This window comes from Nostoc sp. EspVER01 (assembly GCF_034530635.1).
In the GTDB taxonomy this organism is placed as follows: domain Bacteria; phylum Cyanobacteriota; class Cyanobacteriia; order Cyanobacteriales; family Nostocaceae; genus Nostoc.
Map to the genome: position 1 here is coordinate 12,426 of NZ_JAVRCS010000018.1, position 19,231 is coordinate 31,656.

Here is a 19,231-nt window from a genome sequence, read left to right on the forward strand (position 1 = left end):
GACAGATGTATTAACATAACAGACCGATGCAATTACAAAACCGTAAGACGATACTAATTAGCAAGTAGCGCAATGGCGATCGCCATTTGAAGTTAGGGATATGCGGGTTAATAGTGTCGAAACTCGGTTTATTGGTACTTTATTTTCACGCAAGTCCCTTACAACAGAGATAGCTTGGTTCATAACTTCTCTCACCAAGAAGCGGAGGGGCAATGATTTCATTCGTTTGTCTATTTCTATATTTTTCAAATCAACCCCTTGCACCCGTGACATAAGCTGCTGTTAAGGGATGTTGGGGGTACTCAAAAATTTGCTCTACTGAACCTGACTCAATCAATTGCCCAACACCTGACTGCACCCAAAACAGAGCAACTCGATCCGCGATGCGCTTGGCTTGTGCTAAGTTATGCGTCACAATCAGCAAGGTATAACGCTGACGCAAACTAGTAATTAAGTCTTCAACTATTCCACTGGCAATTGGATCGAGGGCGCTACAAGGTTCATCCAATAACAGGATTTCTGGTTGCAAAGCCAAGGCTCTAGCTATGCACAACCTTTGCTGTTGTCCGCCAGAAAGTGCTAAGGCAGAAGTTTGCAGTCGGTCTTTGACTTCATCCCAAAGTCCAACATCTTTCAGGCTTGTCTCGACGATCGCATCGATTTGTTCTTTACGAATACCATGTTCTCGCAAAGGTAATTCCAGATTTTTCCAAATTGATAAAGGAAAAGGATTAGGCTTTTGGAAAATCATCCCAACTTGCCGCCGCAACGCGTTCGCATTCGTTTTGGTATTTAGCACTTCTAAACTACCTATGCGAATTCGCCCTTGGACTCGACACTGGGGAATCATGTCTGTCAACCGATTTAAGCAACTCAAAAAGCTAGTTTTTCCACAACCAGAAGGCCCCACCAATGCTAAAATTTCCCCCAGATTCACACTCAAATTGACATTAGCAAATGCGGTTTTTTGACCGTATTGCAGAGTTAAGTTCTCCGTTTCAATCAACGGTTTAACAATTCCAGTAGCGATATTTGCTGATTTCATCCAGAAAAAATTCTCCTGTGCAACCAATTATCTGCAATCCATGCTGCTGTACCATTAATCACCAGCAGTGATACCAGCAAGACTAATGCTGAGGCGTAAGCATTGGCATCTCCGCCAGAGACGTTCATTGATAAATCAAAAATATGAATCGAGAGGGCACGCCCGGAATCTAGCAGTGATTCTGGCATTCTATCTACGTAACCACTAGTAAAAATTAAAGCCGCCGTCTCTGCGATCGCTCGACCAATACCCAGCACCAATCCCACAACCAAACCAGGGACAGCAGCAGGTAACAACAGTTGAAATAACGTTGTCGTACGGGAAAAACCAAGGGCTGCGGCTCCTAATCTATACTCATTGGGAACAGCGCGAAATCCTTCTTCTGTAGAGCGAATTAAAATTGGTAGCACCATACACCCCAAAGTCAATCCTCCCGACAAAATAGAAAATCCCAGCCCCAAAACTTGACAAAAGAAAACGTTGCCAAACAACCCAAAGACTATAGAGGGAACTCCTGCCAGTACATCTAAACTACGCCGCACCAACCCAGCAAACCAACTATCCACGGGGGTGAATTCTGCCAGTAAAACGGCTGTACCAACACCAATGGGGATAGAAACTGCCATACACACTGCCATAATCAGAAAAGTGGAAACAAGAATGCTGGCAATTCCCCCTTCTCTGCCAGCATTTTCTGGTTCAGTTGTCAGAAATTTCCACGTCAAGTGTCCTATCCCATGCCAAAGGATATCACTGAGTATCCAAAGGAAGATACCAGTAACTAGGGCAGCAGTTGTCCAAACAATGATTGTTAGCAACCAATCTTTAGGACTTACAACAGGTTCACCCATATATTTTTCCTTGGCTGATGACTTCCGCAACCGCAACTAACAGCACAATCATTCCCATCAAGACTAAACCGCTAACAAACAACGCCGAACGGTGATCTCCTGTGGCATAAGCCATTTCCAGAGCAATATTAGCCGTCAACGTGCGGATGGGGTCAAATATACTTTTTGGCATTTGGACTACATTGCCACACACCATCAAAATAGCCATTGTTTCGCCAACTGCTCGACCTGTTTCTAAAATTAAGCCTGTGAATAATCCAGATTTGGCAGCAGGAAGCACGACTCTAGAGATAGTTGCCCAACGGGATAATCCTAAAGCTGCTGCTCCTTGAAGGTAAGAAGTTGGGACTTTCGCGAAACTAGCATCGGCTACAAGCGCTATTGTTGGCAAAATCATCACCGTGAGAATGGCAATACCCGCGAGTAAACTTGGCCCAGGTGGATGTATCCTACCAATCATGGGAACCAGCACCACCAATCCCCAAAAACCATATACTACAGAAGGAATTCCTGCTAATAGTTCAATTAAGCGACGGTATAACCGCGCCATTACTGGTGGGGCGTAGAATTGACAAAAAACCGCAGATAGAATTCCTACAGGTGTCGCGATCGCTACTGAGCCAACCATTGCCAAAAATGTACCCAATAACATCGGTAAGAGATTATATAATCCGGCGGTTGGGTTCCAGGAAGAGTCTGTAAAAAAACGTGTTATTCCAACATGATTGAGGACTGGTAGAGACTCCAGAATCAAAAAGCCGATAATTAAAAGTGCGATCGCTCCGGCGATCGCCGCTAAAAAACGCAGTATCCAAATTAACCAAAAGTCATTTAGAGACGACGACAAAGTTTTGCTTTTGAACAATGTCATTTACCTGTTGTGATTGCGCGAAATCAAGAAATGCTTTTGTCAATCCTTGAGGTTGGGTTTTGGTTACTAAGTTAAGTGGACGAGAAATCGGAAAAGTCCCATTCTGGACGTTGGCTGTTGTTGCAGCTATCTCATTTACAGATAGCAGCTTAATAGCTACTCCATTGGCTGCACTATTTTCTGCCGATCCGATAGATACATAACCAATGGCATTGGGGTTTCCTGCAACTGTCTTAATTCCCTGCTGATTGTCACCAATTACTACTTGGGCTTTGATATCTGTATTTTTCAGTTTGAAATAATGGGTAAATAATTCTAAAGTGGAACGTCCTTCGGCTTTGTTAACAACTGTAATCGCTCCATCTGTACCTCCCACTTGTTTCCAGTTCGTCACCTTGCCTGTGTAAATATCTACAACTTGCTTGTCGTTGAGCGATTTTACTGGATTGTCTTTGTAAAGAATTACCGTCACTCCATCACGAGCGATAGAAAATGCTTTTAAATCGTTTTCTTCTGGCTTCAACAAGGCACGGGAAACCATGCCAACATTAGCGACACCTTGACGAGCATCAGAAACCCCACGCGAAGACCCTCCTGATTGCACATCAACTCGCGCACCTGGATGCTGAGATTCAAAACGCTTGCCAATTTCAGCCGCTAACGGTGCAATTGTACTGGAGCCAGTAAGTACTAGTTTTCCCTGAAGCTGATTTGGATTATTTGCATCTCGATTCGCTGATGAACAGCCTTGTAACCAAATGCAGGTAGCCAACCCAATCGCCAGAGGTAAAATTTGAGAATTTTTCATTAGTTACTTTTCAACCCGAATTCGGGTTTTTTAATTAAAACAGAGGACACAACAGCCAAGGTTCAAAGCTTTGCCAGTAGTTACTTCCACCTCTGGAGCCAGGCGGTAGAGAATTGCTTTACCATTACGCGATCGCACAACCAACTGGGAGCGACGCAGAACTTGTAAATGATGGGAGAGCAAGCTTTGTTCCAAGCCCAAAATTGCATTCATTTCTCCGACGTGTTTGGGACTGTCGATCAGAAGTTCTAATACTGCTAGACGAGTTTCATCTGCCAGTACCTTCAGCTTTTCTACGCAGTCAACCTGCTTCTTGCTGCTATTTTTCATTTCATTGCCTTTAAAGGAATAGATTTTTCTTGTTTCCGAAGTTACTTTGCAGCGAACGATCTCGTGTTTAGCGAAGATTAACAACTGCTGCGATCGCAAATAAATAGCAATTCATATGAAATTTGATTCATATTTTAAAGTAGAAAGTGTCAAGCTCTACAATTAAAATTAAATTTTTAACCTTTCTTGCTGAGATTTACTGAGTTTTCATTGGTATAAACCAGAATCACTCATTAGGGTTTCACCTTTTTGGAATAAGTTTAAAGTACTCTGCCAAAACTGTGATATGGGGAAAATCAGTATTCCGTGCTAACTCTTGTGATAGATAAATGACGAAAGTTGACAACTATCCTGTGGGGCATGATTTTAGTGGTGTTTTCGCTTATCTTGGATAGCAGAACACCGCGAGCGCACCTCAATCTAACGTATATACTGTAATCGTAAAAGGGCAGCAAATCTAAGGAGTGTTTGACACTAGCAGCGATGGACAATGGCACAGTCACTGCCTACTCAAGTTTATAAACTGCTAGAAACAGAAAAATCAGCAATCAAATGAACGAGTTACAAGCAATTTTAGAAGGCTTCCAATCAAGTCAAAAAAATGGTGAAATTACTTTTCTTGCTACTGTAGTCAAAACTCAAGGTTCAACCTATCGCCGACCGGGTGCCAAAATGTTGATGACAGATACAGGTCGGATGATTGGAACAATCAGCGCTGGTTGCTTGGAAAATGACGTATTTGAGCATACTCAACAACGAATGTCGGACGGCGAACCAATTGTTATTACTTATGATAACACCGCCTCAGAAGATATTCTTTGGGGCTTTGGTTTGGGGTGCAATGGGACAGTGCAAGTTCTCATCGAACGTCTTGAAAAAGAAAATTCACCAAATGCGATCGCTTTTATGCAAGAGTGCTTTCATAAAAAACATTTGGGTATTATTGCTACAGTCTTTGCCTTTGAAGGCGAAGTAGATGTGAAACTTGGGTCGCGCTTACTGCTGTATCCTGATGGTAAAACGATCGCTGACATCAAAGATCCAAATTTAATTCAATCTCTGCAATTAGATACTCAAACAGCTTTTACTAATCAAAAGTCTAGTATAAAAAACTATCAGTTACCTTTAGGCAGTGCAGAAGTTTTTATTGAAGTCATCCAACCACCCACGCCTTTAGTAATATTTGGTGCAGGTTATGACGCTATACCCGTAGCACAGTTTGCTCAAGCATTAGGTTGGGACGTTACTGTGGTCGATTGTCGAGCTAATGAGGCAACTAAAGCGCGATTTCCAATAGCTTGTGATGTGATTTTGACTCGGCGAGAAATTGTACAAAAACAGGTATTTATAGATGCCCACACAGTTGCTGTGGTCATGACGCATAATTACCTTGACGACTTGGAAATTTTGAAAATGCTGCTGCCATCTCCTGCACCCTACATAGGGGTTTTAGGGCCAAAGCTGCGTACTGAAAAATTACTTGAAGATTTATCTCTGCAAGGAATAAGGTATACTACTGAACAATTAAAAAGATTGCATGGCCCTGTTGGGATTGACATTGGAGCAGATACACCTGAAGAAATAGCGATCGCTATTATTGCAGAAATTCAAGCAGTGCTAACAAACCGCAATGGTAATTTTTTAAGAAATCGCAATCAACCAATTCACCAATGTTATGAAAGCAATTCAAACTTGCTACTTACCACATAGTTTTTATGACTGCTATAGACAACGATAAATCAACCATAGCCATTATGATTCTTGCTGCTGGTGCATCTACACGCATGGGTACACCGAAACAACTATTGCTTTACCAAGGGCGTAGTTTTTTACAATATATTACAGAAATTGCGATCGCTTCAGTTTGTCAACCTGTGGTAGTAGTACTTGGAGCCAATGCAGAACAGATCCATCCCCAAATTAAACAACTTCCCGTTAAAGTAGTTAAAAACTTGGATTGGGCTTGTGGAATGAGTACTTCAATCAAGAGTGGTATTGAATTGTTAAATAATCTTCCGCAAAAAATAGAAGCAGTAGTTATTACACTTTGCGACCAGCCATTTGTTTCTCCCGAAATTATCAATCAACTTGTTGATGCATATTATTCGACAAAAAAATCGATTATTGCTTGTGAATATGGCGATACATTAGGTGTACCTGCTCTATTTAATCAGACATTTTTTTCAGAACTTACCGCTTTAAAAGAAACTTCAGGAGCAAAGAAAGTTATTACTAATAACCTCAATGAAGTCTTTTCTATTCCGTTTCCACGAGGAGATATCGATATTGATACACCAAAGAATTACGAACAATTACTATCAATTAATAGAAGAGTTTCTGGAGTATCTTGAAGAAGATACAGAATTCATAATCAATTAGTGGGAGATCCTGTGTGGTAATCAAAGCAATCGCAGAAGTTTTCTGCCTACCGATATTATCTAATCATTAAAATTGACCCTGGTGCTTATTCATTTGATGCTTTAATTTTTGGATGCTGAAACATACATTATTTATAGCAGTCCTAAATCATTTGTGAAAATTACATATCTCTTTCTTTTTTCTTCCCTTTGCGTCCAACTCTTACGAGACGCTACGCAAATGCGTTCTTCGCGGTTCGTTTCCTTATCTATATTTTTCACAACTCGTTTAGGATTGCTATATCAATACGCTTGGGTTAACGAAACCCAACATTTGCAGAACTTTGTTGGGTTGCGCTTTGCTTAACTGAACTATATTGAGTCCAGTACTGTTTGCGTAGCGTCTCCGTTTTACACAAACTTCTAAATATTTTTATGCAAGTCGTCTAGCTCCATTTTCATCCCAAATCAATGTCGGTGCTGCAACAAGCAAGGAAACTTCTTCTTGCTCTCTCAGTATAAAAATATAACTTTTAGTAACAATATCTGTTAATAAGTAACCATAAAACTACTTGTAATTGGTTGCACGCTTTTTTAAGTAGTTATAACAAATTATACATAAACTTTATAAAAAATATTGACAAAGTATTTTTATTTTGCCAAAACATTTATATCAACTATCATCTATTGGAAAACATTACGTCACCTTTCAACTTAGGGGAGAATGCATACCGCATTTTCACTTAATTTTATACTGCTTAGTCTTATTTGCTAAGTATTATCTCTGTCTTCATTCCTTTACAAATGAGACTATTATGAGCATTCGCTTGTTCCATATTCCTTTAAGGAAAATAATCCGCTTTTCTATGCTCACTCTAGCTACGACCGTAGCACTTACAACCGTTGAACCTAGTCGCAGCACAACATCTGGGTATCAATGGAATCATGTCTCCATAGGGGGAGGAGGCTATGTTACCAATATTTATCTGCATCCTTTAGAGAAGAATTTAGCCTACATTAGAACCGATATCGGTGGCTTCTATCGTTGGAATTCGCTAGAGAAGAGATGGATTCCATTAACAGATCACTTTGGTTCTGATAAAAGTAACTACTACGGCGGAGAAGGATTAGCGCTTGACCCTAACAATCCAAATGTTGTCTATATTGCAGCAGGCAAATATACTAAGGCTGGCTTAGGAACAATCTTCAAATCGACCAATAAAGGTCAAACCTGGAACAAACTGAACATAGATTTGCCAATGGGTGGCAACGAAACTAAGCGATGGACGGGGGAAAGGCTGGGAGTTAATCCATTTAATACTAATATCATCTTCTTTGGTTCACGTTTGGATGGGCTATGGAAGTCGGTAAATGCTGGTCAAACATGGAAAAAAGTAAGTTCTTTTTCTGGAAAACCCAATGCATACATTGGTATTACAGGAATTTTGTTTAGCAAAAAGAATTCTGGCTTGGTTTATGCAAATGCCTATGGAGACGGGATATATCAGTCTACCGATACAGGTGTTACCTGGAGCAGAATAGCCGGAAGCCCATCAAAAGCAAATCGAATGGCGCTTAATAGCAATGGAGTACTGTATGTAACGCACACTTCAGGAGTTAGCAAATATGCCAATGGGGCTTGGAGGAATATTACGCCGACTAACATCAAAACTATTTCATTTAATGGGCTTTCTGTAGATCCCAAGAACTCTAATCACGTTTTAGTTACTTATGACCAATACCATGAAAGTACTAATTACTCTAGAGTCTTTCAATCTACCGATGGTGGAAGTACATGGCAACAGAAAACCCATTCATTGAATCCTCAAGTACCTTGGTGGCCAAACTGGTATTTTGCTTCTGCGGCCTCAGCGATTGAATTTGACCCAAATATTGCGGGCAAAATTTGGTTAACAGACTGGTTCGGAACCTGGCAGGCAGACAATATCAATGCTAACAAGCCTACCTGGTCTAACTATGAAAAAGGACATGAGGAAACAGTTGCTTTTGAACTGATCTCACCTCCAAAAGGCTCACTATTGTTAAGCGGTGTGGCTGATGTAGAAGGCTTTAACCATGGCCAGAAATTAAATACTTACCCATCTACTCAATTAGGCGGTAGTAACGGCCCTTGGTATCAAGAAACATACAGCATTGCGTACAGTGAAAAAGATCCTTTACGTATGGTACGCGTTGGCGGACATCGAGGGTTCAATACCTTTACAGGAGGAACTTCCACAGATGGCGGACATACCTGGAAGAACTTTTCCTCATTTCCACAGAACATTATGCCACTCCGGGTAGCTATGTCTGCAACTAATCCAAGTTTGTTTGTAGCGATCGCCAGCGAGAAACAACCTATACGTACAACTAACGGTGGAGCTTCTTGGAGTGGAGTATTAGGTTTACCCAATGGGCCCAAAGGGCCGTGGTACTGGGGTCAACCATTGGCATCAGACAAAGTAAATGGCAATATTTTTTACTACTATAACGATGGCAAAGTCTACCGCAGTAAGGATGGAGCCGCATACTTCAGTGTTGTCAACTCAACACTTCCTAGCGAAGATTGGTCTATGCTCAAAACAGTTCCGGGAGTGAGTAACGAAGTTTGGATAAGTCTTGATTCTAATGGGCTTTATCGTTCAACAAACGGTGGTGCGAAGTTTGCCAAAATAGCTAATGTGGAGAAAGCTAATTTATTTGCTTTTGGCAAGCCACAAACAGGAAGTAAAATTCCAGCACTATATTTATATGGCAAAGTCATTGGTATGGGAAAAGGAATTTTCCGTTCTTTGGATCGAGGGCAAACATGGACAAATATCTCTAATCCTCTAAATCCCATTGGCAATGTCCCGAACGTGATGGAAGCTAGCAAACAGCAATTTGGGCTAGTCTTCATTGGCACCGACGGCAAAGGAGTCTACTATGGAAAACCAAATTAATATAATTTCTCACTCCTCTCTGCATCCTCCGCTCCTCTGTGGTTCGCTAAAGTTTAAGATAACGTAGACGCTTCTCTACGAGACGCTACGCGAACGGCTTGCCGCAAGCTACCGCAAAGGAAGAAAGATGAGAAGAGAAGGGTTTGATGTGGGTGAGTATGTCGATCTGATGGGGTTGTTGTTGGATTTGCAGTTAACAGATGAGTATCGAGATGGTGTGGTGGCAAATTTTGAGAGAATTATGGCGATCGCTAATCTGGTAAATTCTTTCCCTTTACCAGAGGAAATCGAAGTTGCACCAGTTTTTGAACCATAATTGTTTCAAGAATAGCTATCCTGACTTTTCACGGGATCTGGAAAACCCCTCTCCAAACCTCTCCCCTACAAGGAGAGAGGCTTTGATTTCTCCCCCTTCCCTTGTAGGGAAGGGGGCTGGGGGGTTAGGTTTTCCGTTGGCTTTTCCACATGACGTGAAAACTCAGAATAGCTATCTTGATGTTTTACTGAAGCAAAAACTATTGCTGACTGCTATTACTCAAAAAGCTAAACGCGCTATCTTTTAATATTTCAGCATGAACTTTGATTCAGCCGATGCCATAACAATATCAACTGCTGTACGCGAAGGTAAAGTTAGCGCAGTGGAGGTTACGAAAGCTGCGTTAGCACGAATCGCAACGCGGAATCATCTATTCAACTGTTTTACGACTATCACTGCTGAGACAGCTTTAACAGATGCAGCACTGATTGATAGGGAAATTGCTCAAGGTAATCATCCTGGAGTGCTTGCTGGTGTGCCTTTTGCGGTGAAAAATCTCTTCGATATCGCTGGTTTTACGACTCTGGCGGGATCGAAAATCAATGCAGTAAACCCAGAAGCTAGTCAAGATGCAACCGCAGTCGCGAAGCTAAAACAAGCGGGTGCTGTTTTGCTTGGTGCTTTGAATATGGATGAGTACGCTTATGGGTTTGTAACAGAAAACTCTCATTACGGTGCTACTCATAACCCCCATGATTTACAGCGAGTTGCTGGTGGTTCATCGGGTGGTTCGGCGGCGGCGGTTGCGGCTGGGTTAGTACCGCTGACATTGGGTTCTGATACTAATGGTTCAATTCGCGTTCCGGCGGCGTTGTGTGGCGTTTTTGGTTTCAAGCCAACTTATGGAAGATTATCTCGTACTGGGGTAGCTTTATTTTCTAGTAGTTTTGACCATGTTGGCCCTTTTGCGCGTTCGGTGCAGGATATCGCTACGGTGTTTGATGTGCTTCAGGGAGAAGACGATCGCGATCCCATTTGTACAAAGCGTCCACCTGAATTATGTTTACCACAACTCAAACAAGATATTTCTGATATTAGAATTGCCATTGCAGCTGATTATTTTACCAAAGGTGCAGAACCAGCAGCTTTAGCAGCAGTGCAAAAAGTAGCTGATGCAATAGAAGTCACTAAATACGTAATCATACCAGAAGCAGACCGCGCCCGTGCAGCAGCCTTTGTGATTACAGCTAGCGAGGGTGCAAATCTGCATTTGGAAAAATTGCGATTGTGTCCTGAAGATTTTGATCCAGCAACACGCGATCGCTTTTTGGCTGGGGCGTTAATTCCTAGTAGCTGGTATATCCAAGCACAACGATTTAGAAGATGGTATCGCGATCGCGTTCGGGAAGTTTTTCAAAATGTCGATGTCATTCTTGCCCCAACGACACCAATTTCTGCACCATTAATTGGTCAACAAACTATGATTTTGGATGGCGAAGAAATTCTTGTCCGTCCTCATTTAGGGCTATTTACTCAGCCATTATCTTTTATTGGTTTACCCGTTTTATCAGTACCAATTCAGTGCCAAAATGCCTTACCTTTAGGTGTGCAACTGATTGCAGCACCATATAATGAAGCATTAATTTTACGGGTTGCAGCTGCGTTAGAGGACAAAGGTGTAATTTCAGCACCAGTAATTTTAAACGCTCTTAACTCATAGGCTGTTTGAAAAATCTAATTTATTACACAAAGACGCGATAAATCGCCGTCTCTACAATAGTCTTTCGTCTTGACGATGATTCATGCGTCTCTTGCTTTAACTAAACTTCACATGGGAATAATATTATACTTCATCAAAAGCAGCCGGATAAACAACCTTGCCTTTATACTGCTTTTGATAACTTTGTAGTGCTTTCACCATGAAAAATTCCTCTGGTACTGGAAAAGGAGATTCGATTTCATAAACAACAGAAGGCTGAAAACCAAAGAGAGTATAGAAGTGGGGATGACCTAGTACAATTACTATGGCTTCTTTTTTTGCTTCTGCTAGTTCTAACCCTGCTTTTATTAGTGCGCTGCCAATTCCTTGTCTTTGAAATTGTGGACGAACTGCCAAAGGCGCTAAACCAAGTACCTGGAGTGTTTCTTCACCCACCAAGTCAATGTAGCTGAATAAAATATGACCGACTACAATATTTTCAACCTCTGCGACTAGAGAAAGTTCTGAAATATAACGGTCAGAATTGCGAATTTTCTCTACAAGTTTAGCCTCGTTTTCTTGCCCAAAGGCTAGTGTATTAACCTCAGCTATTGCTGTGTAGTCTGACAGAGTTTCACAACGGATATCGATCATTTTAAAACTAATTCCATAAAAATCCAGTTGGCTCGATTATTGCTCAAAGAATGTATGAGCATTTAAATTGATGCCGAATTGATTGCTGAACATCACCTTAGTCTCATTAAAATATTCCCAAAATACCTCTTGTATCTGAAGTTTATGTTCATCAGTCTCTACCTGGATAATTTTAAGCAAAGTTTATACCTCCGCTAAATAATTGAATAAAAATACACAACTTAAAGTGACAATTACTAAAGTTGATTTCGCGCTTTGAGTTGCAGATATCGCTCAACTAACTGATCGGCAATTTGATTTGCTGGTGCATCTAGCACCAATACACCTTTTTGTTTCAGTTGGGCATAAGCTACTTGTCGTTGCATTAATAAATCTAGTGCTACTGCACGGGTATAGGCAGTTGCAACATTGTCTGTAAAAGTGTGTGCTAGACGATCAACTTGTGGATCTCGCAAAGTCACGCAAAATGGAAGGTAGCGGGGTGCTAACTTGGAGAGTGCAGCTAAGAGTTCTGTAGAGGCAGTGACATCAACTAAATCGGTAATCACTACTACAAGCGCCCTGCGAGTTTGTCGCTGCAAAACATTTGTTACCGCCCCCAAATAATCAGATTCAAATAACACTGGTTGAATTGGAGTTAAGCGATCGATTAGCTGATTCAAATGATGTTGGCCGCGTTCTGGGGGAATCCACGTATGCATTTGGCGGTCAAATACACCAACACCCACGCGATCGCCTCGATGTAAACCTGCTAAAGCTAAGGATAAAGTTGCATTCAATCCCCAGTCAAATCGCTGCAAATTCTGTACTTTTGCCGTCATTAGCCGTCCGCGATCGAGTAAAATCAGTAATGTTTGTTCCTGTTCTGGTTCTAGAACCCTCACCAGTGGCATGGCATTACCATAAGCCCCAACCCGACGGGCAGTAGCTTTCCAATCAATAAACCGCAAATCATCACCAGTGCGATAGTTTCGCAATTCGGCAAACTCTGTACCAATACCAGTTTTGCGAGATTGGCGCATCGATCCAGATGATTGCAATGTCAGACGAATTGTGAGCGATCGCAATCCCACTAAATCAGGATAAACTTTCACTGGCAGACTTTGAGGAATTTGCCAATCATCCCAAGCTAATCCCCAAAGCCCCATCTGTCGGACTTGAATATTTCCCCAAGGAAACTCTCCCCGTTGTGTCGGGTGGACGGTATACGTCAATTCCTCAGTGCTGTTACTGGGAATAATGGCGCTGAGTGCAGGTGCAGACACGCCAAATCCTGTTGGGTAATAGTCGCGGATTTCAATTTGGGCGTCGGTATTGGGAGATGTCACCTTTAGCACTACGGGATTATCCCGCCCAATGGATAATCGTGACGGTAATTCGCGGGTAATTTGCACGCGAGAACGCCGCACCCGCAAACCATCTACAACCATCAGTCCGAGAATAATGGCATCAAATAGCACAGCGATGGCGATGGTTGCTCTAATGGTAAGAAATAAGCATAGGATCGGGGCGATCGCAATACCTAAAACCAATAATAAATAAACTCGTTTGGAAGGAACCATTTTTTAGAGCGAGAAGTTAATAGCTAGTAGTTCGCTTTCGTGACGAAAGCGGGGTAAAGGGTAAAGGGGAATGGGGAAAGGTTTTCCCCTTTACCCCCGCCCTCACAAGCGCATTTTTGGGTTGACAGAGTACTAGTAGTACGCCAAGGGAACTTGGTGGGGAAAGGGTTTAAATCCCTTACCCTTTTCCCTTTCCCCTTTCCCCAGTCCTCACCAATCATTGTTGGCTTGCCAGACTGTTAGGTATAAGGTGAATTCAATGTAACCGAAATAAGAAGACTTGCTAAATTCTTATATTTCTTTCTTGTAGAAAAATAGTCACCTACTGTACTATTTTTTTGGGTGAAGTAGCAAATTATATTTTGGACGGGTGTATGAGAATCTTGCTAATCGAAGATGAAGAAATTTTAGCAAGTGTCTTGTTGAAGTCTCTGACTAAGCAACATTATGTTGTTGATGTCGTACAAGACGGACAAATGGGTTGGGAATACACGCAAAGTACAAACGATGACCTATTACTAATAGATGTCGGATTACCGAAACTGGACGGAATTACATTGTGTCAGCGATTGCGTTCTGGTGGTTGCTTCACTCCGATTCTGCTGATGACGGCGAAAGACGGTAGTAGAGAGCGGATTCAGGGACTTGATGCAGGTGCAGACGATTATCTGATCAAACCTTTAGATTTAGAAGAACTGCAAGCACGGATACGAGCGTTGATCCGTAGAGGCGATCGCCCCTGTACTCCTATCCACCCTGCTTCTCCCAAAATTGCGAGAAGGAGAGGCAATTTCAAAGTCCCTCTCCTTTGGGAGAGGGATTTAGGGTGAGGGCTGATATTACTCCTCATTTATCGACTTTATTTCTTCTGGTAGTAAGGTAGTTTCATCTTTAGTACCTTCGCCATCTACGGATTTGGCTATAGTTCTATAGGGTTTGATAATCAGACTGACACCAATTGTCCAACCTAATGCAACCATCCAACCTGCGAGAATGTCACTAGGAAAATGAACTCCCAGATAGAGACGACACCACGCAATCGCGATGATGTATAAGCTGCCAAATATGAGAACTAACCAGCGCCAAGAGGTAGCCCAAGTTAAGAACAGCAAAATTGCTACCAGCGTTACACTCGTCATCGCATGAGCGCTGGGAAATGCAAAACTAGACTCAGGTGCAATGGATTGCCACAATTGTGGACGCACTCGATGCATTAATTGCTTTGCTGTGCGGTTGATGATGACGCTTCCTGCTGAGGCGGTGAGTAAATAAGCTAGCGATCGCCAGCGTTTTTGAAGTAGTAATATTAGTGCGATCGCCCCCAAAATTAGAATCGCCGTCCAAGGCAACCCAATTGTAGCTAGGGTGACAGCTAAAACATCTAACTGTGGGTTTGCTGTAGAATGAACTGCTAACAGAATCGGCACATCCCACGGAAAGCCCGCTTGATTCTCCCATATCCTCACTGTCAGGATTTCAAATATCTGCAAAGGTAAATAGACTCCGATCAAAAGGAGTAAGAGCGATCGCCAACGAGCAATCAACAGGTTTTTCAGAAAATCAAGCGGCGATTGACTCTCTTTATTGATTTGTTTCTCTTTTTCCATGTCTAAATTTAAAGGGCGATCGATGACTTCACGAATTACAAACTACTGGAAACTTGAGAAGTTCCACAATGTTTACAGTACGACAAATGCTTATAAGTAAGATTATGACAGTTATGGCATTCAATGTACTGATAATAACCGCAGTGTGGACAGTAAGTATCAAGATGTCGAATTTTCTTGGCACAATTGACACATCTTGATTTTTGAACTCTGCTAGCTGCTTGAACTTTAGCGTTAAAGACAAACTTTTGAAAAAACTGGATAATTCCAAAACCAATAACTGGAATCAGCAAGATATAAACATAATTTATCAGGAAAAGTAAACCGCCAAAAATGGCACTGACTATATCAAATAAAAATTTAAATATTGCACCTATTTGCAGAAATTCAAATATTTTAACGATTAATGGGATAAAAAAGATAACTAGCAAATGCCAGCTAATTAGCGAGACGAGTCCATATCCTCTTCTTTGGGCAAATTTATGAACTAATAAAGCAATGAGAATCAGTGGTAAAAGAAAGAGAGACTGAAAACCAAGCTGAATACTTGGATACCAAAATGATGCCTGCTGATAGCCTTTGTCAACTTCTTGGAATCGATTATCATCTTTAATAAATGTTATAAAACTAATACTTTCCGGTTTGGCAAGTAGTTCATTTTTAAGAGTAGAATTTTCTTGTTGAAGAGTAGAAATTTGGCGATTATTTTCTTCTAATGCCTGTTTAGCTTTTTCGGCACTAACTTGATTAATTGATTGTTCGCGACCTTGACCGGCTATTTTTTCTAATAGCGTTGAGTCATACTGAGATTTAATAGTGCCATTGGTTTGTTGAAGTCTACTAATTTTTGCTTGTTTTTGATCGATAGTTCTAATAATTTGCTGCTTTTCAGGATTGTTAATCTTATCTTTGTAATCGGCATATTGCAAACAAGTTTGAGAAACCTTACCCAGATGTCCTGCTTCGGCTTGTTGATAGTTCCGCCGAAAATTGAGTTGATTGTTGGTGTAAGATGGCAATGAAAGTCTAACAATTTCATAGTCTTTATCTTTAGTAGTTTTTGTCCGGTAATTTTGCCACTCTGAATAACATGGGTAAGCCTCAGTCGGACTGATATGCCATCTACTAATATCATCGAGTCCGGTAAAAACATTAATTAAGATAAAAATATCAATTATAATAATGACAATTAAACTGACTTTATTCAGTGGTTCGTTGTTTATTGTTCTTGAATTACTAAAAAATTGATTCAAAATTCGGCGAATTCTGGCAAACATATTATCTTTTAAATAAATGTAAATTTAATCCGAATCAATTTTATCCGATCATTAGTGAATAGCTGGACAAAAATACATCTATCGATCTGAAGATTTGTTAACTGCTGGCGAAAAACAAAATCCCCGATTTCTTCGAGAAGTCGGGGATTTGTGGTTTTCAATTCTCAAAAATCAGGCTACAGTCAAAAATATCATGACTTTCACCTAAAGTTGAAACAGTTGATGGCTGTGCAACTCTACTTAATACTGCTAGGTTTAAGAATATTCGTAGGTTGGGTTGAGCAATAGCGAAACCCAACAAACCCTACTAAATCTTGGGTTTCGTTCCTCAACCCAACCTACATATTTCTGAAACCTATTTAGCAGCGAAGTAGGCTTCTAATGCCTCAGAACCACCAATTAATTTACCATCGATAAATACTTGGGGAACTGTTGTCGCACCTGCAACTGCTCGTAAAGATCGCGTGGTGATATCCTTACCCAAGGTAATTTCTTCGTAGTTGATGCCATGTTCCTTGAGCATTGCCTTAGCACGGGCACAGAAGGGACAACCCACTTTCGCAAACAGAGAAACTACTTCGGGCTTTACTGCTTGGGGGTTGATGTATCTGAGCATTGTCTCAGCATCCGATACCTTAAAGGGATCTCCTGGCTCTTCTGGTTCAATAAACATCTGGTTAATTACACCATCTCTAACCAGCATAGAATACCGCCACGATCGCTTCCCAAACCCCAGGTCTGATTTATCTACCAATAGACCCATGCCTTCAGTAAATTCACCATTTCCATCAGGAATTAGTGTGATATTTTCTGCCTCTTGATCCTTTGCCCATTCGTTCATCACAAAGGCATCATTAACAGAAATACAGATAATCTCATCGACACCATTTTGTTTGAAAACCGGGGCCAATTCGTTGTATCCAGGGAGATGAGTGGATGAACAAGTCGGAGTATAAGCACCCGGTAAAGAGAAGACAACTACTGTCTTATTAGCAAATAACTGATCGGTTGTCACATCTACCCACTGGTTGTCCTTGCGAGTATGAAAAGTGACATTGGGTACTCTTTGTCCTCGATGATTGGGTAACATAATTTTGCTTGCCTTTAGTAATCAATTCCAGTCATAACCTATCATGGGAGAACTGGTACAATGTAACTATCAATCAGCTAAAAGACTTTATTAATGAAGGTCGCGATCGCTGCTACAAACTCAGCGGTTGATTCATAGGGTAAAACATTACGTCCGTTTATTTTCATACCTTGACTTTCAGGCAAACAAGCAAGATAGTGAGCCAAGCGTTCGTCTGGCGTTTCTTTTTTATTGTCTTGGCTAATACTCGATGCAGTTTCGCCCATAACCGCTAATGTTGGTTGCTGAATCGAGGCAATCAAACTAGTATAATCATCTCGCCAAAACCCTGCTAAAAAAGAAAACACTGCATGGCGAGTAGCAGGATTTTCTGCACCTGCAAGCAATGTATTTAACCACTCTGCATCCACAGCGCTTTCAGAAGCAAAGAGTTGACGAATCGAAAAAGAACGTAAAAATTTTGGGGTGCGTGCATAGCGATAAAAAGCACTACCAAAAGGCGAATCTAACACATTCCAAAGGAATTTTTCCTGCCATTCTGGTGGTTTAGTTGTCATCAAAGCCCACGTTGGCGGCCCAGAAAGTACCAGTCCGGCAATTAAATTTGATTCCTTTTGGACTAATTGGATAGCAACTGGCAATAAAGCACCTTGCACTACTAGAATAACAGGTTTTTGGACTACTGTTTGTAAAAAGAACTGCAACTGTTCTGCCCAATCACTAGGAGTGTAAGCTATACGGGGCATTTCACTTTCACCACATCCTAGTAAATCAGGGTTGTAAATTGAATTACGTTGACCTGAATTATACCACTCGCGACAAAATCGTTGCCAAAATCGCCGCGACAATCCCACGCCAATCGGATGAATTAACAGTAAGGGAACGCCTTCAGATGTTGTATTAATTGGTTGATGAACTTCGTAGGCGCAACGATAATTCTGCCAACTGTAAAACTGGCTAGGAGATGCTGTCAGATTAGTTGTGTTAGCTACAGCAGATGGTTGCATAATTCCTAGTTTTTAATACTTGCTAAAAAATTATCTGTGGATGAATCAACTGGTATCCAGCTTCTTTGAGCTTTTCATTCGATACCCAAGCATTATATGGCCGAGTATTCTTGATAGATGTATCCCATTCTACTTTGGGTAAATTATGTTTTTCAAATAAGCTATCTAGCAATTCTCGGCTGGTGAGATGTGCATCATCTACCAGATTGTAAATTCCTTGCAAACGACGGTGACGGGCAAATTCTATCGCACCAACAATATCATCTAGATGAACCCAATTTGTGGTATCTTCACCATTGCCCGGACGGGTTGTACCAGAATATCTACCAAATATTTTCAACAGTTCTCTACCAGTTCCATAAATCCCTCCTAAGCGGAAAATACAAACACGGAGATTTTCACTAGATGCTGATAGTAACACCTCTTCTGTTTTTCGGAGAATTTGGGCATTTAAATTAGGAGGCGCAAGCGGTGTTTCTTCATCTACCCATACACCATTTCTGTCACCATATACTGCATAACTACCTGTGTATATTAATTGTTTTACACTCTTAATCTGTTGTAAGCACGAAACTAAAGTTTGGGCAGTTTGTAGGTAAGCTTCTTCATAAACTTCGCTATTTTTTGCCCCAACACTCAAAAGTACAACATCTTGATTATGCAAAACTGATTTTAGACTATCTATGTCATTACCACAGGTAACTACAACTCTTTGAGATACTGATTGTAGGGCAGGGACACGCTCAGGCGAAGTTGTGGTTACACTGACAACAAAATTCATATCTTGCTGCCAATATTGAGCAACTTTATAACCAACATAACCACAACCAATGATTGCAACGTTCATGACAAATTAGACACAAATAAATTAAACT

18 protein-coding genes are annotated in these 19,231 nt (G+C 41.2%); 6 read left to right on the plus strand and 12 right to left on the minus strand.

What is annotated here, in order from left to right:
- Positions 1-250 precede the first annotated feature (250 nt).
- From RMX69_RS16625 to RMX69_RS16645, 5 genes are read right to left on the minus strand one after another with little or no spacing between them, the layout of a single operon-like run.
- Positions 251-1,045, minus strand: a complete 795-nt coding sequence (locus RMX69_RS16625) for a phosphate ABC transporter ATP-binding protein (RefSeq protein WP_322638107.1) — start codon at positions 1,043-1,045, stop codon at positions 251-253.
- Positions 1,042-1,896, minus strand: coding sequence for a phosphate ABC transporter permease PstA (gene pstA, locus RMX69_RS16630; protein WP_322638108.1), 855 nt, complete (start codon positions 1,894-1,896; stop codon positions 1,042-1,044). The genes RMX69_RS16625 and pstA overlap by 4 nt, the downstream gene beginning before the upstream one ends.
- Positions 1,889-2,767: a phosphate ABC transporter permease subunit PstC gene (gene pstC, locus RMX69_RS16635; RefSeq protein ID WP_322638109.1), complete on the minus strand. Its 879-nt coding sequence runs from the start codon at positions 2,765-2,767 to the stop codon at positions 1,889-1,891. The genes pstA and pstC overlap by 8 nt, the downstream gene beginning before the upstream one ends.
- Entirely contained in the window at positions 2,724-3,575 is an 852-nt protein-coding gene (locus RMX69_RS16640) for a phosphate ABC transporter substrate-binding protein (protein ID WP_322638110.1), read from the minus strand. Before RMX69_RS16640 ends, pstC begins: the two co-directional genes overlap by 44 nt.
- 30 nt (positions 3,576-3,605) lie before the next feature.
- Entirely contained in the window at positions 3,606-3,905 is a 300-nt protein-coding gene (locus RMX69_RS16645) for a metalloregulator ArsR/SmtB family transcription factor (RefSeq protein ID WP_322638111.1), read from the minus strand.
- A gap of 552 nt (positions 3,906-4,457) precedes the next feature.
- Here RMX69_RS16645 and RMX69_RS16650 point away from each other — a divergent pair.
- From RMX69_RS16650 to RMX69_RS16670, 5 genes are all read left to right on the plus strand, one after another.
- On the plus strand, positions 4,458-5,615 hold the full coding sequence (locus RMX69_RS16650; RefSeq protein WP_322638112.1) for an XdhC family protein: 1,158 nt from the start codon (positions 4,458-4,460) through the stop codon (positions 5,613-5,615).
- A gap of 5 nt (positions 5,616-5,620) precedes the next feature.
- Positions 5,621-6,256, plus strand: coding sequence for a nucleotidyltransferase family protein (locus tag RMX69_RS16655; protein ID WP_322638113.1), 636 nt, complete (start codon positions 5,621-5,623; stop codon positions 6,254-6,256).
- A gap of 872 nt (positions 6,257-7,128) precedes the next feature.
- On the plus strand, positions 7,129-9,204 hold the full coding sequence (locus tag RMX69_RS16660) for a hypothetical protein (RefSeq protein ID WP_322638114.1): 2,076 nt from the start codon (positions 7,129-7,131) through the stop codon (positions 9,202-9,204).
- A gap of 127 nt (positions 9,205-9,331) precedes the next feature.
- Positions 9,332-9,520: a DUF4089 domain-containing protein gene (locus RMX69_RS16665; protein WP_322638115.1), complete on the plus strand. Its 189-nt coding sequence runs from the start codon at positions 9,332-9,334 to the stop codon at positions 9,518-9,520.
- A 256-nt stretch (positions 9,521-9,776) separates the two neighbouring features.
- Complete coding sequence (locus RMX69_RS16670; protein ID WP_322638116.1) at positions 9,777-11,180, plus strand: AtzE family amidohydrolase; 1,404 nt, start codon at positions 9,777-9,779, stop codon at positions 11,178-11,180.
- Positions 11,181-11,303: 123 nt separating this feature from the next.
- On the opposite strand, the gene RMX69_RS16675 is transcribed toward RMX69_RS16670, so the two are convergent.
- Positions 11,304-11,813 (minus strand): GNAT family N-acetyltransferase, encoded by a 510-nt coding sequence (locus RMX69_RS16675; RefSeq protein ID WP_289798153.1) that lies wholly within the window; start codon positions 11,811-11,813, stop codon positions 11,304-11,306.
- A 236-nt stretch (positions 11,814-12,049) separates the two neighbouring features.
- Positions 12,050-13,375, minus strand: a complete 1,326-nt coding sequence (locus RMX69_RS16680; protein ID WP_322638117.1) for a DUF58 domain-containing protein — start codon at positions 13,373-13,375, stop codon at positions 12,050-12,052.
- 374 nt (positions 13,376-13,749) lie between these two features.
- Here RMX69_RS16680 and RMX69_RS16685 point away from each other — a divergent pair, with 374 nt between their 5' ends.
- Complete coding sequence (locus RMX69_RS16685) at positions 13,750-14,205, plus strand: response regulator transcription factor (protein WP_322638118.1); 456 nt, start codon at positions 13,750-13,752, stop codon at positions 14,203-14,205.
- A 9-nt stretch (positions 14,206-14,214) separates the two neighbouring features.
- Here the strand turns inward: RMX69_RS16685 and RMX69_RS16690 are convergent, their stop codons facing one another.
- The 5 genes from RMX69_RS16690 to RMX69_RS16710 form a co-directional block, all read right to left on the minus strand.
- The gene (locus RMX69_RS16690) at positions 14,215-14,982 is read right to left on the minus strand and encodes a phosphatase PAP2 family protein (RefSeq protein ID WP_322638119.1); all 768 of its coding nucleotides are present in this window, start codon (positions 14,980-14,982) and stop codon (positions 14,215-14,217) included.
- A 35-nt stretch (positions 14,983-15,017) separates the two neighbouring features.
- Positions 15,018-16,259: a hypothetical protein gene (locus RMX69_RS16695; protein WP_322638120.1), complete on the minus strand. Its 1,242-nt coding sequence runs from the start codon at positions 16,257-16,259 to the stop codon at positions 15,018-15,020.
- A 355-nt stretch (positions 16,260-16,614) separates the two neighbouring features.
- On the minus strand, positions 16,615-17,349 hold the full coding sequence (locus RMX69_RS16700; protein ID WP_289798159.1) for a glutathione peroxidase: 735 nt from the start codon (positions 17,347-17,349) through the stop codon (positions 16,615-16,617).
- 77 nt (positions 17,350-17,426) lie between these two features.
- Positions 17,427-18,356, minus strand: coding sequence for an alpha/beta hydrolase (locus RMX69_RS16705; protein WP_322638121.1), 930 nt, complete (start codon positions 18,354-18,356; stop codon positions 17,427-17,429).
- A 22-nt stretch (positions 18,357-18,378) separates the two neighbouring features.
- Positions 18,379-19,203, minus strand: coding sequence for an SDR family oxidoreductase (locus RMX69_RS16710; RefSeq protein ID WP_322638122.1), 825 nt, complete (start codon positions 19,201-19,203; stop codon positions 18,379-18,381).
- Positions 19,204-19,231 lie beyond the last annotated feature (28 nt).